This is a genomic window from Devosia rhizoryzae, from assembly GCF_016698665.1.
Lineage (GTDB): Bacteria > Pseudomonadota > Alphaproteobacteria > Rhizobiales > Devosiaceae > Devosia > Devosia rhizoryzae.
The window spans coordinates 203046-223686 of record NZ_CP068046.1; the positions used below are offsets into that span (position 1 = coordinate 203046).

20 protein-coding genes are annotated in these 20641 nt (G+C 61.9%); 6 read left to right on the top strand and 14 right to left on the bottom strand.

Annotated elements, in window-relative coordinates; all coding sequences use genetic code 11:
* Positions 1-2: 2 nt before the first annotated feature.
* Together JI748_RS00965 and JI748_RS00970 are read right to left on the bottom strand one after the other, a co-directional pair.
* Complete coding sequence (locus tag JI748_RS00965) at positions 3-1172, bottom strand: coiled-coil domain-containing protein (protein WP_201634004.1); 1170 nt, start codon at positions 1170-1172, stop codon at positions 3-5.
* A 121-nt stretch (positions 1173-1293) separates the two neighbouring features.
* Positions 1294-1869 (bottom strand): DUF1134 domain-containing protein, encoded by a 576-nt coding sequence (locus JI748_RS00970; RefSeq protein WP_201634007.1) that lies wholly within the window; start codon positions 1867-1869, stop codon positions 1294-1296.
* 124 nt (positions 1870-1993) lie between these two features.
* Here JI748_RS00970 and JI748_RS00975 point away from each other — a divergent pair, with 124 nt between their 5' ends.
* From JI748_RS00975 to JI748_RS00985, 3 genes are all read left to right on the top strand, one after another.
* The gene (locus JI748_RS00975; RefSeq protein ID WP_201634010.1) at positions 1994-2455 is read left to right on the top strand and encodes a YHS domain-containing (seleno)protein; all 462 of its coding nucleotides are present in this window, start codon (positions 1994-1996) and stop codon (positions 2453-2455) included.
* A gap of 66 nt (positions 2456-2521) precedes the next feature.
* Positions 2522-3199: a histidine phosphotransferase ChpT gene (gene chpT, locus JI748_RS00980; RefSeq protein ID WP_201634013.1), complete on the top strand. Its 678-nt coding sequence runs from the start codon at positions 2522-2524 to the stop codon at positions 3197-3199.
* A 74-nt stretch (positions 3200-3273) separates the two neighbouring features.
* The gene (locus tag JI748_RS00985; RefSeq protein ID WP_201634016.1) at positions 3274-3645 is read left to right on the top strand and encodes a response regulator; all 372 of its coding nucleotides are present in this window, start codon (positions 3274-3276) and stop codon (positions 3643-3645) included.
* A gap of 97 nt (positions 3646-3742) precedes the next feature.
* Here JI748_RS00985 and JI748_RS00990 read toward each other — a convergent pair whose 3' ends face one another.
* From JI748_RS00990 to ctrA, 3 genes are all read right to left on the bottom strand, one after another.
* A complete protein-coding gene (locus JI748_RS00990) occupies positions 3743-5023 on the bottom strand; it encodes an RNA polymerase sigma factor (RefSeq protein WP_233280585.1) in 1281 nt (426 codons plus the stop codon).
* Positions 5024-5157: 134 nt separating this feature from the next.
* Positions 5158-6336: a coiled-coil domain-containing protein gene (locus JI748_RS00995; protein ID WP_201634019.1), complete on the bottom strand. Its 1179-nt coding sequence runs from the start codon at positions 6334-6336 to the stop codon at positions 5158-5160.
* A gap of 122 nt (positions 6337-6458) precedes the next feature.
* Positions 6459-7166 carry a response regulator transcription factor CtrA gene (gene ctrA, locus JI748_RS01000; protein ID WP_201634022.1) on the bottom strand — a complete coding sequence of 236 codons (708 nt, stop codon included), beginning with the start codon at positions 7164-7166 and terminating at the stop codon, positions 6459-6461.
* A 425-nt stretch (positions 7167-7591) separates the two neighbouring features.
* Between ctrA and fliI the strand changes: the two genes are divergently transcribed.
* Positions 7592-8920, top strand: a complete 1329-nt coding sequence (fliI, locus tag JI748_RS01005; RefSeq protein ID WP_201634025.1) for a flagellar protein export ATPase FliI — start codon at positions 7592-7594, stop codon at positions 8918-8920.
* Positions 8921-8979: 59 nt separating this feature from the next.
* Positions 8980-9390 (top strand): flagellar export protein FliJ, encoded by a 411-nt coding sequence (gene fliJ, locus JI748_RS01010; protein WP_164534683.1) that lies wholly within the window; start codon positions 8980-8982, stop codon positions 9388-9390.
* 202 nt (positions 9391-9592) lie between these two features.
* Here the strand turns inward: fliJ and JI748_RS01015 are convergent, their stop codons facing one another.
* From JI748_RS01015 to JI748_RS01025, 3 genes are all read right to left on the bottom strand, one after another.
* Positions 9593-10696: a PRC-barrel domain-containing protein gene (locus tag JI748_RS01015; protein ID WP_201634028.1), complete on the bottom strand. Its 1104-nt coding sequence runs from the start codon at positions 10694-10696 to the stop codon at positions 9593-9595.
* A 361-nt stretch (positions 10697-11057) separates the two neighbouring features.
* Entirely contained in the window at positions 11058-11516 is a 459-nt protein-coding gene (locus tag JI748_RS01020) for a GNAT family N-acetyltransferase (protein WP_201634031.1), read from the bottom strand.
* Positions 11517-11733: 217 nt separating this feature from the next.
* Positions 11734-12819, bottom strand: coding sequence for a zinc-binding metallopeptidase family protein (locus tag JI748_RS01025; RefSeq protein ID WP_201634034.1), 1086 nt, complete (start codon positions 12817-12819; stop codon positions 11734-11736).
* 108 nt (positions 12820-12927) lie between these two features.
* Between JI748_RS01025 and JI748_RS01030 the strand changes: the two genes are divergently transcribed.
* Positions 12928-13122 (top strand): DUF2934 domain-containing protein, encoded by a 195-nt coding sequence (locus JI748_RS01030; protein WP_164534680.1) that lies wholly within the window; start codon positions 12928-12930, stop codon positions 13120-13122.
* Between the two features lie 82 nt (positions 13123-13204).
* Here the strand turns inward: JI748_RS01030 and flhA are convergent, their stop codons facing one another.
* From flhA to fliF, 6 genes are all read right to left on the bottom strand, one after another.
* On the bottom strand, positions 13205-15328 hold the full coding sequence (gene flhA, locus JI748_RS01035; RefSeq protein ID WP_201634037.1) for a flagellar biosynthesis protein FlhA: 2124 nt from the start codon (positions 15326-15328) through the stop codon (positions 13205-13207).
* A gap of 196 nt (positions 15329-15524) precedes the next feature.
* On the bottom strand, positions 15525-16892 hold the full coding sequence (gene flbD / locus JI748_RS01040; protein ID WP_201634040.1) for a sigma-54-dependent transcriptional regulator FlbD: 1368 nt from the start codon (positions 16890-16892) through the stop codon (positions 15525-15527).
* A 13-nt stretch (positions 16893-16905) separates the two neighbouring features.
* Positions 16906-17193, bottom strand: coding sequence for a flagellar motor switch protein FliN (gene fliN, locus JI748_RS01045; RefSeq protein ID WP_233280650.1), 288 nt, complete (start codon positions 17191-17193; stop codon positions 16906-16908).
* A gap of 32 nt (positions 17194-17225) precedes the next feature.
* Positions 17226-17891 carry a FliH/SctL family protein gene (locus tag JI748_RS01050; protein ID WP_201634046.1) on the bottom strand — a complete coding sequence of 222 codons (666 nt, stop codon included), beginning with the start codon at positions 17889-17891 and terminating at the stop codon, positions 17226-17228.
* 3 nt (positions 17892-17894) lie between these two features.
* The gene (gene fliG, locus JI748_RS01055) at positions 17895-18965 is read right to left on the bottom strand and encodes a flagellar motor switch protein FliG (RefSeq protein WP_201634049.1); all 1071 of its coding nucleotides are present in this window, start codon (positions 18963-18965) and stop codon (positions 17895-17897) included.
* A gap of 5 nt (positions 18966-18970) precedes the next feature.
* Positions 18971-20599, bottom strand: coding sequence for a flagellar basal-body MS-ring/collar protein FliF (fliF, locus tag JI748_RS01060; RefSeq protein WP_201634052.1), 1629 nt, complete (start codon positions 20597-20599; stop codon positions 18971-18973).
* Between the last annotated feature and the right edge of the window lie 42 nt (positions 20600-20641).

Here is a 20641-nt window from a genome sequence, read left to right on the forward strand (position 1 = left end):
CTTTAGCGGCCCTGGATTTCCTTGAGTGCCTGCAGCCGGTCGGAGACTTTGCCGCGGCCGTTTTGAGCGGGGGCGGGCATGACGTCGGTGCTTTCGCCGTCGTCGGCAAAGCGCTGGACGCGGTCGAAGAGGCTTTCCTCGGTGCTGCCGCTCGGTTTGCTGTCGGTGTCTACGGCATAAACGAGGCGGGAAACGCTGGCGGCGATGTCGTTGAGTTTTTCGCGGAGATGGGCTTCCTCGAAGCGCTCGCTTTCCCAATCGGCCATGATGCCGGCTTCGACATTGCCGACCTTTGCGCGCAGGGTTTCGAGCTCGTCCTCCATGGAGAGCTTGTCGGCCAGGAGCTGCTCGACCCGGCCTTCACTGCGTTCTACCGTAGCGGAAGTCTCGGCCAGGATGGCGTTAAGACGGTTTTCGGCACTGGCAATGCGGGCTTCGGCTGCGACCAATTCCTGAGCATCGTCCTCGCGCTGACGGTCGCGTCCGGCGAGGGCATCGCGCATCTGCGCGATGGCGGCAGTGGCTTCGGCGCTGCGGCGATCGGAGTTTTCGAGGCGTGAGATCAGGCTGTTCGCCTGCTCTTCAAGAAAAGCGGCGCGCTTGCGCTCGATGGCAAGGGCGGTGGTCAGCTGATCGATGTCCTCGTCATATGTGCCGGAGAGCGAAAGCCCGTCGATCTTGGTGGCGGCAGCAAGACCACCGCGCAGTGAATTGCGCAGGGTTTCGATTTCTTCAGTACGCGTTTCCGCTTCACGGTCGCGCATGCGAAGCCGCTGGGCAAGATCGGCGCCTTCTTTTTCCAGTTCGAGCACGCGGGCGCGCAGCTCCACCTCGCGCGTTTCGAGTTCGCTGACGATGGCCAGGTGCTTTTCACGTTCGGCCTTGAGGGCACCAAGATCGGTGCGCTTCTGATTGACGTCGCCCAGCTGCTCGGCGAGGCGCTTGCGAAGCGTTTCGACGTTCATTTCGAGGCGGCGGGTCGAGAGCGCGAATTCGGCGCGAAGTTGATCCTTATCGGCGCGGAACTCGGCCATGGTGATCGGGGTCGCGGCTTCGATGCGGCGCTTGGTGAGGCGAACGGCGCGTTTCCAAACCGCCGGCATGACCACGAGTGCGACCAGCCCTGCCACAAGCAGGCCCAGCGCAAAATACATCATGTTCTCGATCAGCATCGAGCAAACTCCGGCGGCGACTAGGATCGCTTATAGCTGACGGCGTCGGATGTGGCAGCAAAGAATGGGTGCGCTGCGGCTTGCGGAAGGATTAACCCTAACAGGGGCGGTCGAAGTTCGCTCAGAAGGGATTCCAGGTGGGCTGTGCGGTGAAATTGAGGTAGCCGACATTGATGCCAAGGCGGGCGCCAACGCCGGAGCGGATCGGAACAACGACGACATCGGCGCGCTTGGTCACGGTCATGCCGACGCCGCCGATGACATAAGCGGAGCCGTCGACGCCGGGATAGCGGCCCAGAATGTCCTGGATCGAGGTCAGATTATAGACCAGCATCATGACCTTGGAGCCATCGCCGCCGACGTCGAGCCCGATGCTGGGGCCTTGCCAATAAATCGAAAACTGGCCGGCATTGCGGGTGTAGAGCGTGCCCTCACCGTATTTCGCGCCGATAAAGAGGGCGCCACCGGCTTCTTCGCCGAGGATATAACCATTAGGCTGGCCATATTGGCTGACCGCGTTTTCGACTACCGATGCCAAGCCCTGGGCGGCGGAGCCGAAGAATTCCTGCCCGTTGTTGATGATCTCTTCGCCAGAGAACGTATCGCCCAAGGAGCCGCCCTGCTGCGCCAATGCTGGAGTGGCGGGCACTGCCAGAGCAAGCACGACGCCTAGAAGCTGTGCGATCTTTTTCAGCATGGTTCGATCTCCCCTTGAGACCAGCCTGCTTAGGAAGACCTTAGGTCTTGCGCGCCACAATGAGCGCATCGGCAGCCGATCACTGGCCTGGATCATGACGCAAACCTCTAAACAAATCTTAACCATGATCGCCGTCATGCTGCCGCTTTTTGGGCCGCTTGCCGCCACCAGTGTTAAGGCGCAGTCGATCGTCGATTGGGTCGAGACCGACCCGCTAACGGGGCTGGCGATCGGCGGCATGGATCCGGTCAGCTACTTTACCGAAGATGCACCACTGCCGGGAAAGCCGGACTATGAAGTGGTGTGGATGGGCGCACCCTGGCTTTTCGCCAACAAAGCCAATCGCGACGTGTTCGAACGTCAGCCCAAAATTTATGCGCCGCAATATGGGGGGCATGGCGCCATGAGCATGGCGCGCGGCTTTGTTTCCGATGCCGATCCCTTGATCTACGCCGTCTATAAACAGCGGCTCTATCTCTTTTATTCTGCCGCCAATCGCGAGGCCTTTCTGCTGGCGCCGGATGCTGCGGCGTTACGAGGACAGGAGCATTGGCAGGTCTTGTCCAAATCGCTCTCGACCCGGTAGTGCCGTATTCAAAGCCGCTTTATTGTCCCTTCAACTGATTCCCCTTGCCCTCCGGAGACCAAGCCCATGGATGTTATCGAGCTCAAGGCGACCGACCTTGCCGCCATGCTGTGCTCGCGGGTTTGCCACGACCTGATCAACCCGATCGGGGCGATCGGCAACGGGCTCGAAGTGCTCGACGATCCCAACCAGAGCGAAATGGCGGAGGGCGCACGCGACCTGATCGCCAGTGCCGCCAAGCAAAGCCGGGCCAAGCTTGAATTCGCCCGCCTGGCCTATGGCGCTTCTTCGACTGCCGGCACGGATATCGATACGCGCGAATGCGAGCGCGTGGCGCGCATCCTGTTCGAGATCGAAAAGGCCGACCTCGAGTGGGACGTGCCGCTGATCCTTTTGCCCAAGCACAAGGCCAAGCTCTTCATGAACATGCTGCTGATCGCAGCAGGTTCGGTGCCGCGCGGGGGCGTGGTTTCAGCCAAGATCTCCGGGCCGGCAGGGGAAGAAAAATTCGAGTTCAGCTCGAAATCCGATCCCGAAAAGCGGCAGCGCACGCTGGTGCCGTCAGGCTCGGCGGGGCTCCTCTCCGGCATGCCGGAAGAAGGCGCAGTCGACGCGCGGGGAATCCAGCCGTTCTATACCGGACTTCTGGCGCGCATGACGGACATGGAGCTCAATATCGGGCTCGAAAACGAGATGTTCTTCTTTACCGCAACACCCAAGGCCCAGGCGCAAGCCGCCGAATAGAACAATTGGGGTAACGATTTCCGAACCACTGGTCCGGCATAGTCGGACCGGATTTCCTTGTTCGGGGCACTGCCATGCCGACCTGCCTCATCGTTGATGATTCCAGCGTAGTGCGCAAAGTCGCGCGGCGCATTCTGGAAGATCTCGACTATACGGTGGACGAGGCCGAGGACGGCCAGGAAGCCATGGACAAGTGCCGGCTCGACATGCCGGACGCGATCCTGCTTGACTGGAACATGCCCATCATGAGCGGGCTGGAGTTCCTCAAACTTCTGCGCAGCTACATCGGCGGGGAAACGCCGCGCATCATCTATTGCACGGTCGAGAACGATATCGGTGCAATTGCCCAGGCGCTGAAGTCGGGGGCCGATGACTACATGATGAAGCCATTTGACCGGCAGGTGCTGGAAAGCAAATTCGACATGGCGGCGCTGAAAGCGGCTTAGCTTTTGGAGACCTCATGGTGAGCTAGTCGAACCACGAGGTCGGGCGCACAGAGGCTGGGGGCTGCGACCTCGTCCTTCGACATGCTCAGGATGAGGTTTAGGTGGTAGATTCTGCCGCCCGGCCTAGTAGAAATGCCCTTTCTCGATCATTCTTGGTGAGCTCTGCCGCGCGGAGAAATGCGGTGTTTGCCTCCTGGTGGCGCCCCAGTTTGCGCAAGAGATCGCCGTGGACACCGTAGAGCAGGTGGTAGTTTTCGAGCGTTTTGCCGCTGCGAAGCTTTTCGACGATGGGCAGGGCCGCTTCGGGGCCCTGAGCCATGGAGACGGCGACGGCGCGGTTGAGTTCGATAACGGGCGACGGGGTGACCTGGTTGAGGAGTCCGTAGAGGGCGGCGATCTGGCCCCAATCGGTGTCCTCGGCTTTGCGAGCGCGGGCGTGGCAGGCGGCGATGGCGGCCTGGAGCGTGTAAGGTCCGGCGATGCCGCCAAGGTTCTGCGCACGGGCTAGTCCGTAGAGGCCGCGGCGGATCATCAACTGGTCCCAGGTGGCGCGGTTCTGGTCCATCAAGAGGACCGGCTCGCCTTTGCTGTTTGTGCGCGCCTTGGCGCGGGAATGCTGAATTTCCATCAGCGCCAGAAGGCCATGCACTTCAGGCTCGTTGGGCATGAGCTGAGCTAGCGTGCGCCCCATGCGCATGGCTTCTTCGCAGAGCTGCGGGCGCATCCAATCCTGGCCAGCGGTAGCGGAATAGCCCTCGTTGAAGATGAGGTAGAGCACGCCGAGGACTGAGGCGACGCGCTCCTCGCGCTCTTCGCCTCGTGGCACCTCGAAGGGCACACCGGCGTCGGCAATGGTTTTCTTGGCGCGGACGATGCGCTGGCCGATCGCGGTGTCCTGGGCCAGGAAGGCGCGCGCGATTTCTTCCGTGGTGAGGCCGCCAATCAGCCGCAAGGTGAGCGCGACACGGGATTCCGGCGGCAGGATCGGGTGGCAGGAGGTGAAGATCAGGCGCAGCAAGTCGTCGCCGACATCGTCATCGAGGGCGTCGTGGAGGGCGGTTTCGGTGTCAGGCACCTCGTCCTCCACCGTGCGGCCGATCTCTTCGAGCTTGCCTGCGGCCATTTTGCGGTGACGGAAATAGTCGATGGCCTTGCGCTTGCCCGCCTGCATCAGCCAAGCACCGGGATTGCGCGGCACGCCCGTTTCCGGCCAGGTGCGGAGGGCAGCCATCAGTGCTTCCTGCGCCAGCTCCTCGGCAAGAGAAATGTCGCGCACCATGCGGGTGAGGCTGGCGATGACGCGCGCCTGCTCGACACGCCAGACCGTGGTGATGGCTCGGTCCGTCTCCCGCCGATCGCGCATAGTCGTGTCGGTCATGAGCTTGTTCTCTTAGTACACAGAACAGGGGAGAGAACATGAAGCCTCGGCTGCAATCGTCAAGTGGCATCGTGTTGACGATTGGCGAGGAGCGGGTTCGACACGAATGAAAGCGGCGCCGAAGCGCCGCTCTCTTATTCCGCCGTATCGGGTTCCACTCTGTCGAAGCGCAGCCCGGTCAGCGGGCAGTCCGCTGCTTCCCCTATGGTGAAGCCGGTTTCGTCCTGCTCCAGCGGACAGGTCATTGGGAAGGTTGCGTTACCGAGACGGCCGGTAGCGTCTGTCAGAACCAACTGGTCCTGCGAAAGAGTATAGGAGCCGGTGACGGTCCGATTGATGCGGTCGCGGAGTTCAAAGGTTTCGTCGTCGTTGAGGGTTAGGGAGATGCCACGGGCAGGACCTTCGGCGCCGACGTTGTAAATCGCGCCGACCGGGGTTGCGGCAGCTTCAGCAGCTGGGATTACAACCGACCGGGCGATCTCTGTCTCGACGTTCTGGAGTTCGCTCGAGCGCTGGGCAAGGGTAGCGGTCAGTTCCTCGACCTGGGGCTGCAGAATGGTCAGCTGTTCCTGGTAGCCGTTGACGTCATTCTGGAGCTGGGCCTGACGCGCTTCCAGTTCTGCTGCCTGCGCCTCAAGGTCGGCAACCTCGGTGCGGGCGGCTTCCGTCTGCGTGCTGCTGTCGGCGAGCTCCTGCTGAGCGGTGTTCAACTCGTTGCGGGAGGACTGAAGCTCCGACTGTGTTTCAGCAAGGCTTGCCGTGGCAGTGGCGGCTTCTTCGGCGATCTTGGCGAGATTGTTCGCAGCGGTTTCTTCCTGGCGGCGCGCTTCTTCGAGACGTGTGCCGACATCAAGCAATTGCTGGTTCGAGCTTTGAATTTCGGCTTGGAGCGATGCTTGGCGGGCAGCCAATTCTTGGGTCTGCGTGGTTGCAGCGGCTAGATCTTCTTCAAAGGCACCCGCTTCCGAGCGTCGCGTAGCGAGGTCCTGGGTGGTGGTGTCAAGCTCGCTGCGACGAGCGGCAAGATCGGTGTTTGCGGTTTCGAGCGCAGCGGCGGCTTCGTCGCGCTGCTGCTGAAGGGTCGCGAGTTCGGCTTCGACATCGGCGAGGGCGCCGTCGGACTGCTCGCGAAGAGTGAGGTCACCGCGCAAGCTGTCGCGCTCGCTGGTCAGGGTTGCAACTTGGCTCTGGAGATTGCTCGACTGGCCCGAGCTGTTGATCCAGACGGCAAGAAAGGCCAGCCAACCGGCGACCGCAAGGACAAGAATAGTCAGGACCAACGGTTCGCGCAGGCGCTGCGACATGTTCGGCATAACAAGACCCCCAAAAGCTCTGAGGGCAGAACGTGGCGCTTATGCTGCTGGTTCCGGGGCCGTCAAAACGAAAACCCCGCGCTGGCGGCGCGGGGTTTTGAAGGAGCGTGTGCTCGAAGGACTTAGGCGACCTTATCGCTGTAGGTCTCGTTTTCGTCAGGTTCGCGAAGCACATAGCCGCGGCCCCAGACGGTTTCGATGTAGTTCTTGCCGCCGGTAGCGACCGAGAGCTTCTTGCGGAGCTTGCAGATGAAGACGTCGATGATCTTCAGTTCCGGCTCGTCCATGCCGCCATAGAGGTGGTTGAGGAACATTTCCTTGGTGAGGGTGGTGCCCTTGCGGAGCGAAAGGAGCTCCAGCATCTGGTATTCCTTGCCGGTGAGGTGCACGCGCTGGCTCTGCACTTCGACGGTTTTTGTATCAAGGTTTACAAGGAGATCGCCCGTCGAGATGACCGACTGGGCGTGGCCCTTGGAGCGGCGGACGATGGCGTGGATGCGGGCCACGAGTTCGTCCTTGTGGAAGGGCTTGGTCATGTAGTCGTCGGCGCCGAAACCGAGACCGCGGACCTTGTCCTCGATGCCGGCAAGGCCGGACAGGATAAGAATTGGCGTCTGCACCTTGGCAACGCGCAGCGTGCGCAAGACTTCGTACCCGCTCATATCGGGCAGGTTCAAGTCGAGCAGAATAATATCGTAGTCATAGAGCTTACCGAGATCGACGCCTTCTTCACCGAGATCGGTGGTGTAGACGTTGAAACTTTCGGACTTGAGCATCAACTCGATGCTCTGCGCCGTGGCGCTATCGTCCTCAATAAGGAGTACCCGCATTATATTCCCCTTGTCATTCGTTCCTGCTGGAACCCGCGAGAAGCAAGGCCAATTGCTTCTATCGCTCCAACCCTACTGGATATGATCAAAGCCTAAGCCCGATTAGTTAACAAAGTTTAATTCCGATCCGCAATACGCAAACTTCGGTAAGGTGAATTAAGTTTAACTTGTTGAAAATGCTCGTAAAACTGGCTGAAAAAATCTTAATGCATTACATTAGGAAGAGCTTCCAAGCGACTCTGTGGACTCAAGCATTCTGCGAAAATGTGGGGGTTTTTGGATGGCCGGAGCGCAGGGCGCATTTCGCCGATCATCATCGTCATTAAGGCATTTCGGTTAACGATCGGTTACCATCCGATTCGATTCGACGGCGGCCCGGAAACCATAATGGGCAGTCCTGGACCCCTTTGATGAACGCATCCTGAATGAAAGCGCTGATCTCTGCCATCGACGCCATCGAAGACGTCGAAGTCTTTGGCCGCGTCAAATCGGTCCAGGGCCTCCTCATCGAAATCGTGGGGCCGGTGCGCGAGCTGCGCGTCGGCGGACGCGTGATGATCGAGGCAACCGATGGACGAGACCTCGCGGCCGAGATCATCGGTTTCCGCGATGGGCACGCGCTGTGCTTGCCGTTCGGCGAATTGGGCGGGGTGCGGCTCGGGTGCCGGGCGGTGTTCCGGAGGCATGACGGATCGGTCAATCCATCCGAGGCGTGGCTGGGGCGGGTCGTCAACGCCAATGGCGAGCCCATCGATGGCAAGGGACCATTGCTGCGCGGAGCGGTCTCTTACCCGCTACGGCAGTCGCCGCTGGCGGCGCATGACCGCACGCGGGTGGGTGAGCCGATCGAGCTTGGGGTGAGATGCCTCAATACCTTTACGACCATGTGCGAGGGGCAGCGCATGGGCATCTTTGCCGGCTCGGGTGTCGGAAAATCGGTGCTGATGTCGATGCTGGCCCGCAATACCGATGTCGACGTTTCGGTGATTGGCTTGATCGGCGAGCGCGGGCGCGAGGTGCACGAGTTCATCCAGGAATATCTGGGTGAGGAAGGCCTGGCCCGGGCGGTTGTTGTCGTCGCCACTTCGGACGAAGCGGCTCTGATGCGGCGGCAGGCGGCCTATATCTCGATGGCGCTGTCGGAATTCTTTCGCGACCAGGGCAAGCGGGTGCTTTGCATGATGGACTCGTTGACCCGCTTTGCCATGGCGCAGCGCGAGATCGGTCTGGCCATCGGCGAACCGCCAACGGCCAAGGGATATCCGCCCACGGTTTTCACAGAATTGCCACGATTGTTGGAACGGGCCGGTCCGGGCATGCCAAATTCGGGGTCTATTACCGGTCTCTTTACCGTTTTGGTGGAAGGTGATGATCACAACGAGCCCATTGCCGATGCCGTTCGCGGTATTCTCGATGGGCACATTGTGATGGAGCGCGGCATTGCCGAGCGGGGGCGTTACCCGGCCGTCAATGTGCTCCGGTCCATCTCGCGGACCATGCCAGGGTGCGTTCCGGACCATGTCCGGCCCACCCTGTCGCGGGCGCGGGAACTCATGTCCATATTTTCGGACATGGAGGAGCTGATCCGGCTGGGGGCTTACCGGAAAGGGTCAGATCCGAACGTGGACCGCGCCATCGCCATCTACCCAAAGCTCGAGGGCTTCCTCGGTCAGCGGCGGGACGAGACGACGACGATCGGGGAGGGCTATGCCGTGCTCGCTTCGATCATCGCCGAGGCGGATGCGGGGGCATGATGGAGCGGTCAGTGTATTTGGCCGATCCGGACTGACTTGGTGTGTAAGGAGTACAGGTCGTGAAATCGCGCAGCGAGAGCCTTATTCGGCTCAAGAAGTTCCAGGTGGACGAAAAGCGCCGCCAGGTCATGCAGATCGAAATGATGGTGGCCGACTTCGAGCGCATGGCGTCCGAACTCGACCAGCAGATCGAGATCGAGCACACCAAGACCGGCATTTCCGATGTCGCCCATTTTGCTTATTCCACCTTTGCCAAGGCGGCCTTGACCCGGCGGGATAATCTTCTCGCGTCGGCCAATGATATGAAGAGCAAGCTCGAGGCTGCGCAGGATGCGCTGGCGGAAGCGCTTGAAGACCTCAAGAAGGTCGAGCTTCTGGATCAGCGCGAGCATCAGCGCGAAAAGGATGAGCAGAGCAAGCTGGAGCAGGAGGGCTATGACGAAGTGGCTCGACTGCGGTTTCGGCGGTAGGTCGGCGCCTGACTTGATGCAGGGGATTGATGCAGCATCGCACACCCCCTTCCGAGCTCCGCTAAGCCTAACGGCTAAGCTTCGCTTGCCTTCCCCTCTGAGGGGGAAGGTAACATCGTGGTGCCGGGCAAACCTGTGCAATGAATACGCTAAACAAAAAGGCCCGCCGAAGCGGGCCTTTCGTTTTTTTGGCTAGAGCCAATTACATGTCGGTAGCGCGCATTGCCGGGGTGTTGGCATAGGTTGCTTCATCGTAATCAGGCAAGGCTTCAAGCTGTTCGCGGGTAAAGTCGCTGTAGATCACGATGTCGCCGCCTTCGTTGGAAGCAAACTCGAGGTTGTCGAGGGCAACAGCAACGGTCTTCTGGCCGATGCCGAGGAAGCCACCGAAGTCAACGAGCATGGCATCGATCTGGCCATCCTGGGTGAGCAGGAGGTCTTCGACTTCAGCGATGTCTTCTCCATCCGGGCCGATGACGGTTGCTCCATCGAGGTTTTCGGCAGTCAGGGCATCACGTTCGATCGTGTTGTAGCCTTCGCGCGGCATCATGCCGGTGGTCATTGCGCCATCAGCAGGGGCAGTTGCCGGATTGGCAGCCGGCGTTTCGGAAACGGCGCCCGGATCAGCCGGAGCCATTGCCGGGTCAGCGGCCGGGGCCATTGCGTCGCCAGCCGGAGCCATTGCATCGGTGTTGGCAGCATCGGCAGCGGCGGCATCAGCTGGGTCTTCCCAGACGAAATCCGGAGCGGCGGTCAGTGCTTCGGCCGTGGTCGGCAGCACCCAGCGCATGGTGTTGTCGGCAGCCATCTCGTAGGTCATTTCCGAGAAGTCGATGGCGACGTTCTTTTCGCCGATGCCGAGGAAACCACCGACGCCGATAACAACGGCGAGGACGTCACCGTCAGCGGACAGGACGAGGTCGTTGACGGTGCCGATTTCTTCAGCGTCGTCGGCAGCGCTCGAATAGATTGGGGCACCGAGGACTTCCGAAGCAATGGCGTCGCCTTCACCAGCAGTGTAGCCGGTGGCGATGCTGGTCGGGGTGCGAGTCGGAGCGGCCGTTGTGGTGGTGTCGGTGGCAGGAGCCATCGCATCGCCAGCCGGAGCCATTTCATTGGCAGGGGCCATTTCATTAGCCGGAGCCATTTCGTTGGCCGGAGCCATCTCATTGGCGGGTGCCATTTCGTTGGCTGGAGCCATCTCGTTGGCAGGGGCAGTTTCGTTGGTGGTCGCAGGGGTCTGTGCGATCGCGGCAGTGCCGAGGGCCAGCGCAATTGCCGTGCTAGTCAGAAGCGTGCGGATCATAGTAGGCTCCAAAGGTTCATCGTTGCGGTGAACAGGGCCATGCGGCGCAAAACTTGCCGGTCGCGCGCCGTATGGCCCCTCTGATGACTGCTCAACGCGATCAAACGCGAAGGTGTTCCGCAGCTTTTTTGAGCAGCCTGCAAAAAGCGAAATCAAAAGGCCGGCTTCCGCATTTATGCAGAGCCGGCCTTTTTCGCCTCCCCATTGTTGGGGTTATTTTTTCCAGCGCGCCCGATCAGTGCCCGGCGCTGCTTTGTTGCCTTGGCGCGCGGCATGGGACGCGCAAATTGGCTGACAACAGGACAATAGCGCAGTTCTGATGGCAGGCCAGTGCCGGCCGGGTTAATGGCTTAACGCAGGATTAATCGACGAGGCGCGCCGTTGCCTTGTCATAGTCGCGCATGGCGCGATGCGGCATGCCGCCGTCCGAAAATTCGGGGCCAAAAGCGACAAAGCCGAGCCGCTCGTAGAAGTCGAGCTTGTCGGACTGGGCGGTGAGGTAAAAGCGGTCTTGGCCATTGGCACGGGCGTGGGCCATGGCAGCGGCGATCAGCTTTTTGGCGACACCGCGGCCCCGGAACGCCTGGCGCACTGCGACGCGGCCAATCTTGACGTGCTCAGGCTGCTCGATCAGCCGCAGCGTGCCTACGACCTCACCGGCCAGGATGGCCACGAAGTGGGTGGCGGTGAGATCATAGCTGTCATTTTCTTCCTCTTCAGGGACCTTTTGCTCCCAGACGAAGACTTCGCGGCGTAGGGCGAAGGCGGCGTTGCAGAGGGTGGAAAAGACGGGGACGGGGAAGATGGCTGGCTCGGTCATGAGCGGGGTTTTAGTTGGTGGGGGTCGGGTTGAAAACCCAAGTTTTGCGCGTGTTGCTCCACCCACCCTTGGTCCCTCTCCATCAAGGGGAGGGAGACGATGAACATGGGCTTCGGGGTGTTGAAGAGACCCCCACCCGGCCTCCCCCTTCAGGAGGGGGAGGAGTTCGGACGGTGGGCTTGGACGGACTTCGCCCCGTCATTCAAGAGGATCAGGTCTATGTTTCTGCCGCTTCGAGTTCTGCCAGTTTGTCGAGGGCGGGGGCCTGGTGGACGAGGTCGTTGATGAAGCTGAGCTTTTCGATGACGGGTGGGCTGAGGATGAAGGGGTAGGCGTCGGGTTGACCGACGGCGCGGTTGAGATTGTTGATGAGGCTCGAAAGCGGGATCCAGTTGTCGATGATGGTCGACATGTCGGGCGCCATGTAGGGGTCGAAGGTCACCGGCGGGATGGCGAGGTTTTCATCGCCGGTGCGGGGGCGGGCGCGGATGCCGTAGGCGGCAGCCATTTCGACGGTATCGACGATGTGGAGGTAATGCGCCCAGCTTTCCGCGAAATCCTCCCAGGGATGGGCGGTGGCATAGGCGCTGATATGGGTGTTGTACCAGCCGTCGGGGGCGCCGTTGGCGTAATAGGTCTTGAGCGCTTCACCATAATCTGCGCGTTCATCGCCGAAGAGCTGCCGAAAGCGGTCTAGGCTCGGCTTGTTGTCGACGAGGAGATCCCAATAATGGTGGCCGATCTCGTGGCGGAAGTGGCCGAGCATGGTGCGATAGGGCTCGCCCATCTGCGTGCGGCGGCGTTCGCGCTCCGCATCGTCGGCTTCGGCAAGGGAAATGGTGATGATGCCGTTTTCGTGGCCGGTCATAACCGGGGAGGTCTGGTCATCGGCGAGGAAGCGGAAGGCGAGGCCGTGCTGTGGGTCTTCGGCGCGGTCTTGCAAGGGCAGGCCAAGGCGGATCAGGGAATACATGAGGCGCTTTTTGGCGCGCTCGATGCTTTGCCAATGCAGCAGATTTTCGGGGTTGGAGAGATCGGGCACGATCTCGTTATGGCGGCAGGCGGCGCAATAGGCTTCGCCGCCCTCGGGCACGAGCCAGTTGCAGGCGGCGTGTTCGGCATTGGCGCAATACACCAGGCGTTCGCCGGGGAGGGCGGGGCTGGTCCAGGCGCCATTGTCATCGGTGAGCGAGACAAGCGCATTGGCTCGCGGCGCATAGCCCAAAGCATGGCCGCAGCGTTCGCACACTGCGTTCTCGAAGTAGATCGTGTTGCCGCAGTGATCACAGGAAAAAAGTCGCATGGATGCGCCCCCAAAAGCCAAGTTGAACAATGCCCGCGGTCACAAGCCCGTTCCAGCGCAACTCCGTTGTGATCGGAGCGTTTTCCGTTCACAGCAAGGGAGGAAGCCATGCGTGTAGACGAAGCCAAAATCCGCGACCGGGCCTATCAGCTTTGGGATCAGGCGGGGCAGCCGGATGGGCGGGACCAGGAGTTCTGGCACGATGCCGAACGCGAGCTGGCCGAGGAAGAAGAGGTCGATATTTCGTCCGAAGCGGCCAAGCTCGACCTGCCGCCGACAGTGCCGGGCGGCTTGCCGATCTAACCCTAGTGCCACGCCCTCGTCCTTCGAGGCTGCACTTTCTTTCGCACCTCAGGATGAGGGCTACTTTGGCCACAGGATGGCCCTAGACGCTGCCGACTGTCTTGAGGCGAATGCGCGGGTGAACCTCGTTCTGGCTCATGACGACCGTTTGCGGGCGGAAGCGCTCGATGATGGAGCGGACATGGGGACGGATCGAAGGTGAGGTGATCAGCACGGGGAGTTCGCCCTGCTGCGCGGCGCGTTCGAAACCCTGCTGGATGGCGCCGATGAATTGCTGGAGCTTTGATGGCGCCATGGCGAGGTGACGGTTTTCGCCATCGCCGATCATGGCTTCGGCGAAATCGCGTTCCCATTGCGGGGAGAGGGTGAGGAGCGGCAGGTTGCCATCGGGGCCCAAATTGGCGGCGCAGAGCTGGCGCGACAGGCGGGCGCGGACATGTTCGATGATGGTTTGCACCGAGCGGCCGGAGCCGGCGATTTCGGCTATGCCCTCGAGGATGGTCGAAAGATCGCGGATCGAGATGCGTTCGGTGAGCAGCGCCTGAAGGACGCGCTGGAGGCCGGAAACGGTGATCTGGCTCGGCACGATGTCCTCGACGAGCTTTTGCTGATCCTTCGGCAGGCCGGTGAGGAGGCTCTGGACGTTGGCGTAGCTCAATAGATCGGCGACGTTGGCCTTGAGCACTTCGGTGAGGTGGGTCGAGATGACGGTAGAGGGGTCGATGATCGAAAGGCCGCGCAATTCGGCTTCGTCGCGCAAAGCAGGTTCGATCCAGGTCGCTGGCAGGCCGAAGGTCGGCTCGGTGGTGTGGTGGCCGGGCAGGTCGATCTGGTTGCCATAGGGGTCCATGACCATGAGCTGGTTGGCATAGATCTGGCCGGAGCCGGCTTCGACTTCCTTGATGCGGACTTTGTAGTCGTTGGGCTCGAGCTGCATGTTGTCAAGAATGCGCACCGGCGGCATGACGAAGCCGAGTTCGAGCGCCAGCTGGCGGCGGAGGGCCTTGATCTGCTCGGTGAGGCGATCGGAGCCGTTTTCGTCTTCCTTGACGAGGCTGAGGAGGCCGTAGCCGAGCTCGAGCTTGAGATCGTCGATCTTGAGGGCATCGGTGATCGGCGGTTCGCTCGGCTGAGCAGCCGAGGTGGGTGCGTTCTTGGCCAGTTCCTGCGCGGCTTCGGCGACTTGCCGGACCTGCTTGGTGCCGGTGGCGCGCCAGGCAAGATAGCCGACGCCGGCGGATAGGGCCATGAAGGGGATGAAGGGCATGCCGGGGAGGAAGGCGAGGGCGCCCATGACGGCGGAGCTCATGCCCAGGGCGCGCGGATAGCCGGTGAACTGGCGCGACAGGGCCTTGTCGGCAGCACCGGTGACGCCGGATTTGGAGACGAGGATACCGGCTGCGGTCGAGACGATCAGCGCGGGGATCTGGGAAACGAGGCCGTCGCCGATGGTGAGGAGGGTATAAACGTTGCCGGCTTCCTGGACCGAGAGGCCTTCCTGCATGATGCCGATCAGCATGCCGGCGGAGACGTTGATAAAGGTGATGATGAGGCCGGCAATGGCGTCGCCGCGTACGAATTTGGAGGCACCGTCCATGTTGCCGAAGAAGGCCGATTCGCCTTCGAGTTCGGCGCGGCGCTTCTTGGCGGTGTCTTCGTCGATGAGGCCGGCGGAAAGGTCGGCGTCGATGGCCATCTGCTTGCCGGGCATGGCATCGAGGCTGAAGCGGGCGGCGACTTCGGCGATGCGGCCGGAACCCTTGGTGATGACGATGAAGTTGACGATCACCAGGATGATGAAGATCACGATCCCGATGACGAAATTGCCACGGGTGATGAAGTTGCCGAAGGCCTCGATGACGTGGCCGGCAGCGTCGGTGCCGTTATGGCCTTCGGACAGGATCAGGCGCGTGGTGGCAAGGTTTAGGCCCAGCCGCAGCATGGTGGCGATCAAAAGGACGGTCGGGAAGGCCGAGAATTCGAGCGGCTTCTGGATGAAGAGCGAGGTCATGAGGATCATGACCGAGAAGACGATCGAGATGGCCAGCAGCATGTCCACGAGGATCGCGGGCAGGGGCACGATAAGGATCAGGATCAGGCCCATGACGCCGGCGGCTAGGGCAATGTCGCCCGAGCGCAGGGTTGCGCTCACCTGACCGAAGGTGGGGAGCTTGAAGGCGCGAGAGGTGGTGGGCAGGTCGGTCATTTTCAGGCCTTACACGGAGCCCCCCTTCTCCCCTTGCGGGAGAAGGTGCCCGAAGGGCGGATGAGGGGTGCTGAGAGCACCCTGAATGCTGCGTTTAGGGCAAAATCCCTACCCCTCATCCGTCTCGCGCGAGGCGCGAGCCACCTTCTCCCGCAAGGGGAGAAGGGAAGGCCGGTGGGGAGGGGAGAGCGAGCCATCAAGCCACCGCGCGGCGTTCGCCGGGTTCGGGCACATGGGTGCCTTCGTCGGCATATTGGTTGAGTTTGTTGCGCAGGGTGCGGATGGAGATGCCCAGGATGGTCGCGGCATGGGTGCGGTTGCCGAAGGTGTGGTCGAGGGTGTCGAGGATGAGGTCGCGCTCGACATCGGCGACGGTGCGGCCGACGAGGGCGCGGTTCATGGCCTCGGCGGTTTGCGCGGCCATCATGGCGGGCGAGGTCGCACGGGCGGCTTCGGCGAGGCCCATGCCGTCGGGCAGGACGATGGCTTCGGTGCCGATGGTGTCGCCGGAGGAGAGCAGCACGGCGCGGTGGAGGGTGTTTTCCAGTTCGCGCACATTGCCCGGCCAGGGGGCTTTCACCAGGGCATTGCGCGCTTCTGCGGAGAGTGCGCGCGGCGGGATTCCGTTGGCCTTGGCGTATTTGGCGACGAAATGCTCGGAGAGGGCGATGATGTCGCCGGGGCGCTCGCGTAAAGCCGGGAGTTTCAGGTTTACGACGTTGAGGCGGAACAGGAGGTCTTCGCGGAAGCTGCCTTCACGCACGGCCTCGCTGAGATTGCGGTTGGAAGTGGCGAGGATGCGGATGTCGACGGGCACGGGCTTGGTGCCGCCAACGCGGTCGATGACGCGTTCCTGGATGGCGCGCAGGAGCTTGGCCTGGAGGCGCACGTCCATTTCGGAAATTTCGTCGAGCAGGAGGGTGCCGCCAGAGGCTTCCTCGAACTTGCCGATGCGGCGCGCGACGGCGCCGGTAAAGGCACCCTTTTCGTGGCCGAAAAGCTCGGATTCGAGCAGTGCTTCCGGGATCGCGGCGCAGTTGACGGAGATAAAGGCTTTCGACGCGCGCTTGGAGCGGGCGTGAACGTATTTGGCGACGACTTCCTTGCCGGTGCCCGATTCGCCGGTGATCAGGATCGAGGCTTCCGAGCCAGCGATCTGCTCGGCCATCTTGACGACGCGCTCCATGGCCGGGTCGCGATAAAGGAATTCCGAGCTTTCGCGGGCGACGGCGGCGATGACGGCGGCGATCAGCTCGGCGTCAGGCGGCAGCGGGATATATTCCTTGGCGCCGGCGCGGATGGCGTTGACGGCGGCGGCGGCATTGGTCTCGACGCCGCAGGCGACGACCGGCACGGCGATGCGCTCGGCTTCTAGCCCGGCAATGAGGCCCGAGATGTTCATCATCACGTCGACGAGCAGCAGGTCGGCCCCCTTGCCGGCGCGGAGGGCGGCGAGGGCAATTTCGATCGAGGGGGCATGGGCGACCTTGGCGCCGCCGTCCATGGCCATCTTGGTTGCGGTGGAGAGCTGGCCTTCGAGGGCTCCAATGATGAGCAGACGCACGATCAGTTCTCCCTTACTGCGGCTTGATGATTTCGGTCATGGTGACGCCGAGCCGGTCTTCGACCAGCACGATTTCACCACGGGCGACGAGGCGGTCGTTGATGAAAATCTCGACCGCTTCGCCGACCTGGCGGTCAAGTTCGATGACGGTGCCGGCATCCATCTTGAGCAGGTGGGAGACCGGCATCTTGGTGCGGCCGAGGACGACCGAGACGCGCACAGGAACATCGAACACCGCTTCAAGATCGGCGGCAGTCTTTTCGACATAGTGTTCCTGCCCGTTGCGTTCGGGGGCAGCCATTTCGTCGAGGCCGAAGCCTTCGTTTTCGGCACTCATTGGTGGTGCTCCCTGGCATGGTGTGCGGCAGCGGTCTTGGAGCGCGCGGCAAGGTAGGTGGCGATCTGGCGATCGATGTTCTTGGAGGTTTCGGCGATGTCGCGAACGAGGCCGCCATCGACCCATTCCAGGCGGCCATCGCCAAGGCGAATATCGGGATCACCCATAACGACGAGGCGACCGGCAAAACCGGCATGAGCCATTTGCGCGGTGGCTGCTTCGCGGATGGCGTCGGCGAGGTCCGGATGACAGCGGATGACGAGGTGCGGCACGCCATCAAGGCTCGGGAGACACTCGCGCACCAGAGCTTCCAGCTCGGTCAGCGGGTGCCGGGCGACGAGATGGAGAGCAAGCTTGCGGCCGACGGTGACCGCCAGGTCCACGGATTCGCGATGATTGCTGTCGCGCGCTTCGTCGAGTGCGGCCATCAGCTGGGCAGTCTGCGTCGCCAGCGTTGCTGAAGCAGCCGCAATGGTTTGCGCGGCCATGGCGGAGGCGTTCTGCTCGCCGGCGCGCATGCCTTCGGCATAGGCTTCCTGACGAGCATTGGCGACGAGCTGGGCGACAACGTCTTCGGGGATCGTCGGCACCGGTGGCGCGGAAACGCGGCCGGGGCGGTGCTCCATGTTGAGATCGAAAAGGAAGCGGGCAGGGGCGGCCATGGGTTAAGCCACCATCTGGTCGTCGGACTTGGACTTCATGATCAGGATTTCGCCCTTGGCAGCGAGGTCCTTGGCGGTGGCGACGAGGCGGGTCTGGGCTTCGTCGACATCCTTCAAACGCACCGGACCCATGCCGGCCATGTCGTCCTGCAAGAGCTTGGCGGCGCGGCCCGACATATTGGAGAAGAAGCTTTCCTTGACGGTTTCGTTGGCACCCTTGAGGGCCAAGGCGAGGTCGCGTTTGTCGAGCTTGGAAAGCAGCGTCTGGATGGCGGAAGTTTCAAGCTTGGCGAGATCCTCGAAGGTGAACATCAGCGCCTTGATGCGCTCGGCATCGTCGCGATTGAACTCTTCGAGATTGGTGATGAAGCGCGCTTCGGTCTGGCGATCAAAGCTGTTGAAGATTTCGGCCATCTGCTCGTGGCTGTCGCGGCGCTTGGAGTGATTAAGCGTCGACATGAATTCGGTGCGCAGCGTCATCTCGATCTTTTCGAGAATTTCCTTTTGCACCGGATCGAGGCCGAGCATGCGCTGCACCACGTCCATGGCCAACTCTTCAGGCAGGACGGCGAGGACCTTGGATGCGTGGTCGGTGGCAATCTTGGAAAGGACGACGGCAATGGTCTGCGGGTATTCGTTCTTGAGGTAGGCGGCGAGAATATCGGCCTGCACGTTGGAAAGCTTTTCCCACATGTTGCGGCCGGCCGGTCCACGGATTTCTTCCATGATGGCGTCGACCTTGTCCTGGGTGAGGAAGCTCAGGAGCAGGCGCTCGGTGGTGTCGGTATTGCCCGAGAGCGAGCCATTGGACGAAATCGTGGTGACGAATTCGATCATCAGGTCATCGAGCATTTCCTGGGTAATCGGCCCAAGGCGAACCATGGCGCGGGAAAGCTGCTTGATTTCGAGTTCGTCGAGTTCGTCGAAGATCGGCTTGCCATAATCGGGGCCGAGCGCGAGCAGGAGCGCGGCGGCCTTTTCGTCGCCCTTGAGCAGGCGGTTTTCGCCACCGACCTGAAGCTGGGCGCCCAGGGGTGCAAGGGAGGCGTCGGGTGCTTGGGAGATCAGGGACATGGCGGTTACGCAGCGCTACCGAGCCAGTCGCGCACGATCAGCGCGGCCTGCTTGGGATTTTCTTCGACCAGGGTGCCGACGGTCTTGAGGGTCTGGAGCTGGGTTTCGCCCATGGACTTGGCGTTCTGGACCCAGGCGGGAGTCTTGTCCCTCGGTTCGTCTTCGACGATGACCTCGACCAGACGCCCATCGGCGCCGACCACGCCATTGTGGCCAAGTTCGGCGGCGACCGGCAAAGCCAGCGGCTTGGGCTCCGGCGAGAGAACCTTCTTAAGAAGCGGCCGCATGACGAAGAAGACGAGCGCCAGGGCGATAAGAAGTGTGACGGCCATTTCGGCGCCGTCCATGATGTCGTCGCGGGTGAAATCGAGGAGGCCAGCGCCCGAGTCGGTGCCAGCAATGGCCAGATCCGGACGCTCGGCAAACTGCATGTTGACCACTTCGACGCTGTCGCCGCGATCGGCGGAATAGCCGACGGCCGAGCGCACGAGCGCCAGGATCTGCGCGACTTCATCGGCGGTGCGCGGCGTATAGGTGAGGTTGCCGGCGCCATCGTCATTGTAGACGCCATCGACCACGACCGCGACCGAGAGGCGCTTCAGGGCGCCGGCTTCGGTGATGTTGGTCTGGGTGGTTTTGGAAATCTCGTAGTTGACGGTTTCGGAGTTGGACGTGCCCTGTTCGGTCGCGGTGCCGGGGGCGTTGGAGGCGCCCGGCAGCTCGTTAGCGACGCTGACCTGGCCGTTGGCGGCGCCGGTCGTGTTTTCCGTGTCGCTGGTCTGGGTCGAGCGAACGACCTGGCCTTCAGGATCGAAGCGCTCTTCGGTGACGGTGGAGCGGTTGAGATCGAGTTCGGCCGAAACCTCGACGCGGGCGCGGCCGGCGCCGACGACATTGGCCAGCATGTCTTCGAGGCGCGTGCGCAGACGGTTTTCGTAGCCAAGGGTGCGCTCGTCGGCCTGGGCCGACATCATGCCGGCTTCATCCTGGCCGGTGCCGGAGGCCAGGAGATTGCCCTGGTCGTCGACGATGGAAACGCGGCTGGGCGAGAGGCCTTCGATGGCGGAACCGACGAGGTGCTGGATGGCGCGCACTTCGCCGTTGGAGAGTTCGCCACGGACCGAAAGAACGATCGAGGCGGAGGGGTCCTTGCGTTCGCGGCGGAAAAGCTCGCGTTCGGGCAGGACGAGGTGGACGCGCGCCGACTTGATGCGGGTGAGGGATGAGATGGTGCGGGCCAGCTCGCCTTCGAGGGCGCGAACATTGTTGATGTTCTGGACGAAGCTCGTGGCGCCCAGGGTGGACTGCTGGTCGAAGATTTCGTAGCCGACCTGCCCGCTGGTGGGCAGGCCTTCGCTGGCCAGCGACATGCGCAGGGTCGTGATCTGGTCGCGGGGGACGAGGATGGTGTCGCCGTCGCCACGCAGTTCGTAGGGGATGGACTGGGTTTGCAGCTCGGTGAGGATGGCCGAACTGTCTTCAAGGCTCAGGCCCGAGTAGAGCGGAGCAAGATTGGGCGTCTGGCTGCGCATGATCAAAAAGCCAAAGAAACCCAGCATGAGCACGGCGACCATCACCATGGCGGCGATGCGCGGCATGCCGATCCGGTTAATGAGGTTGCTTAGACTTTCCACGCCGTCACTCTGGTTTCGTGGCCGCGCACCAGGCGCCCCACT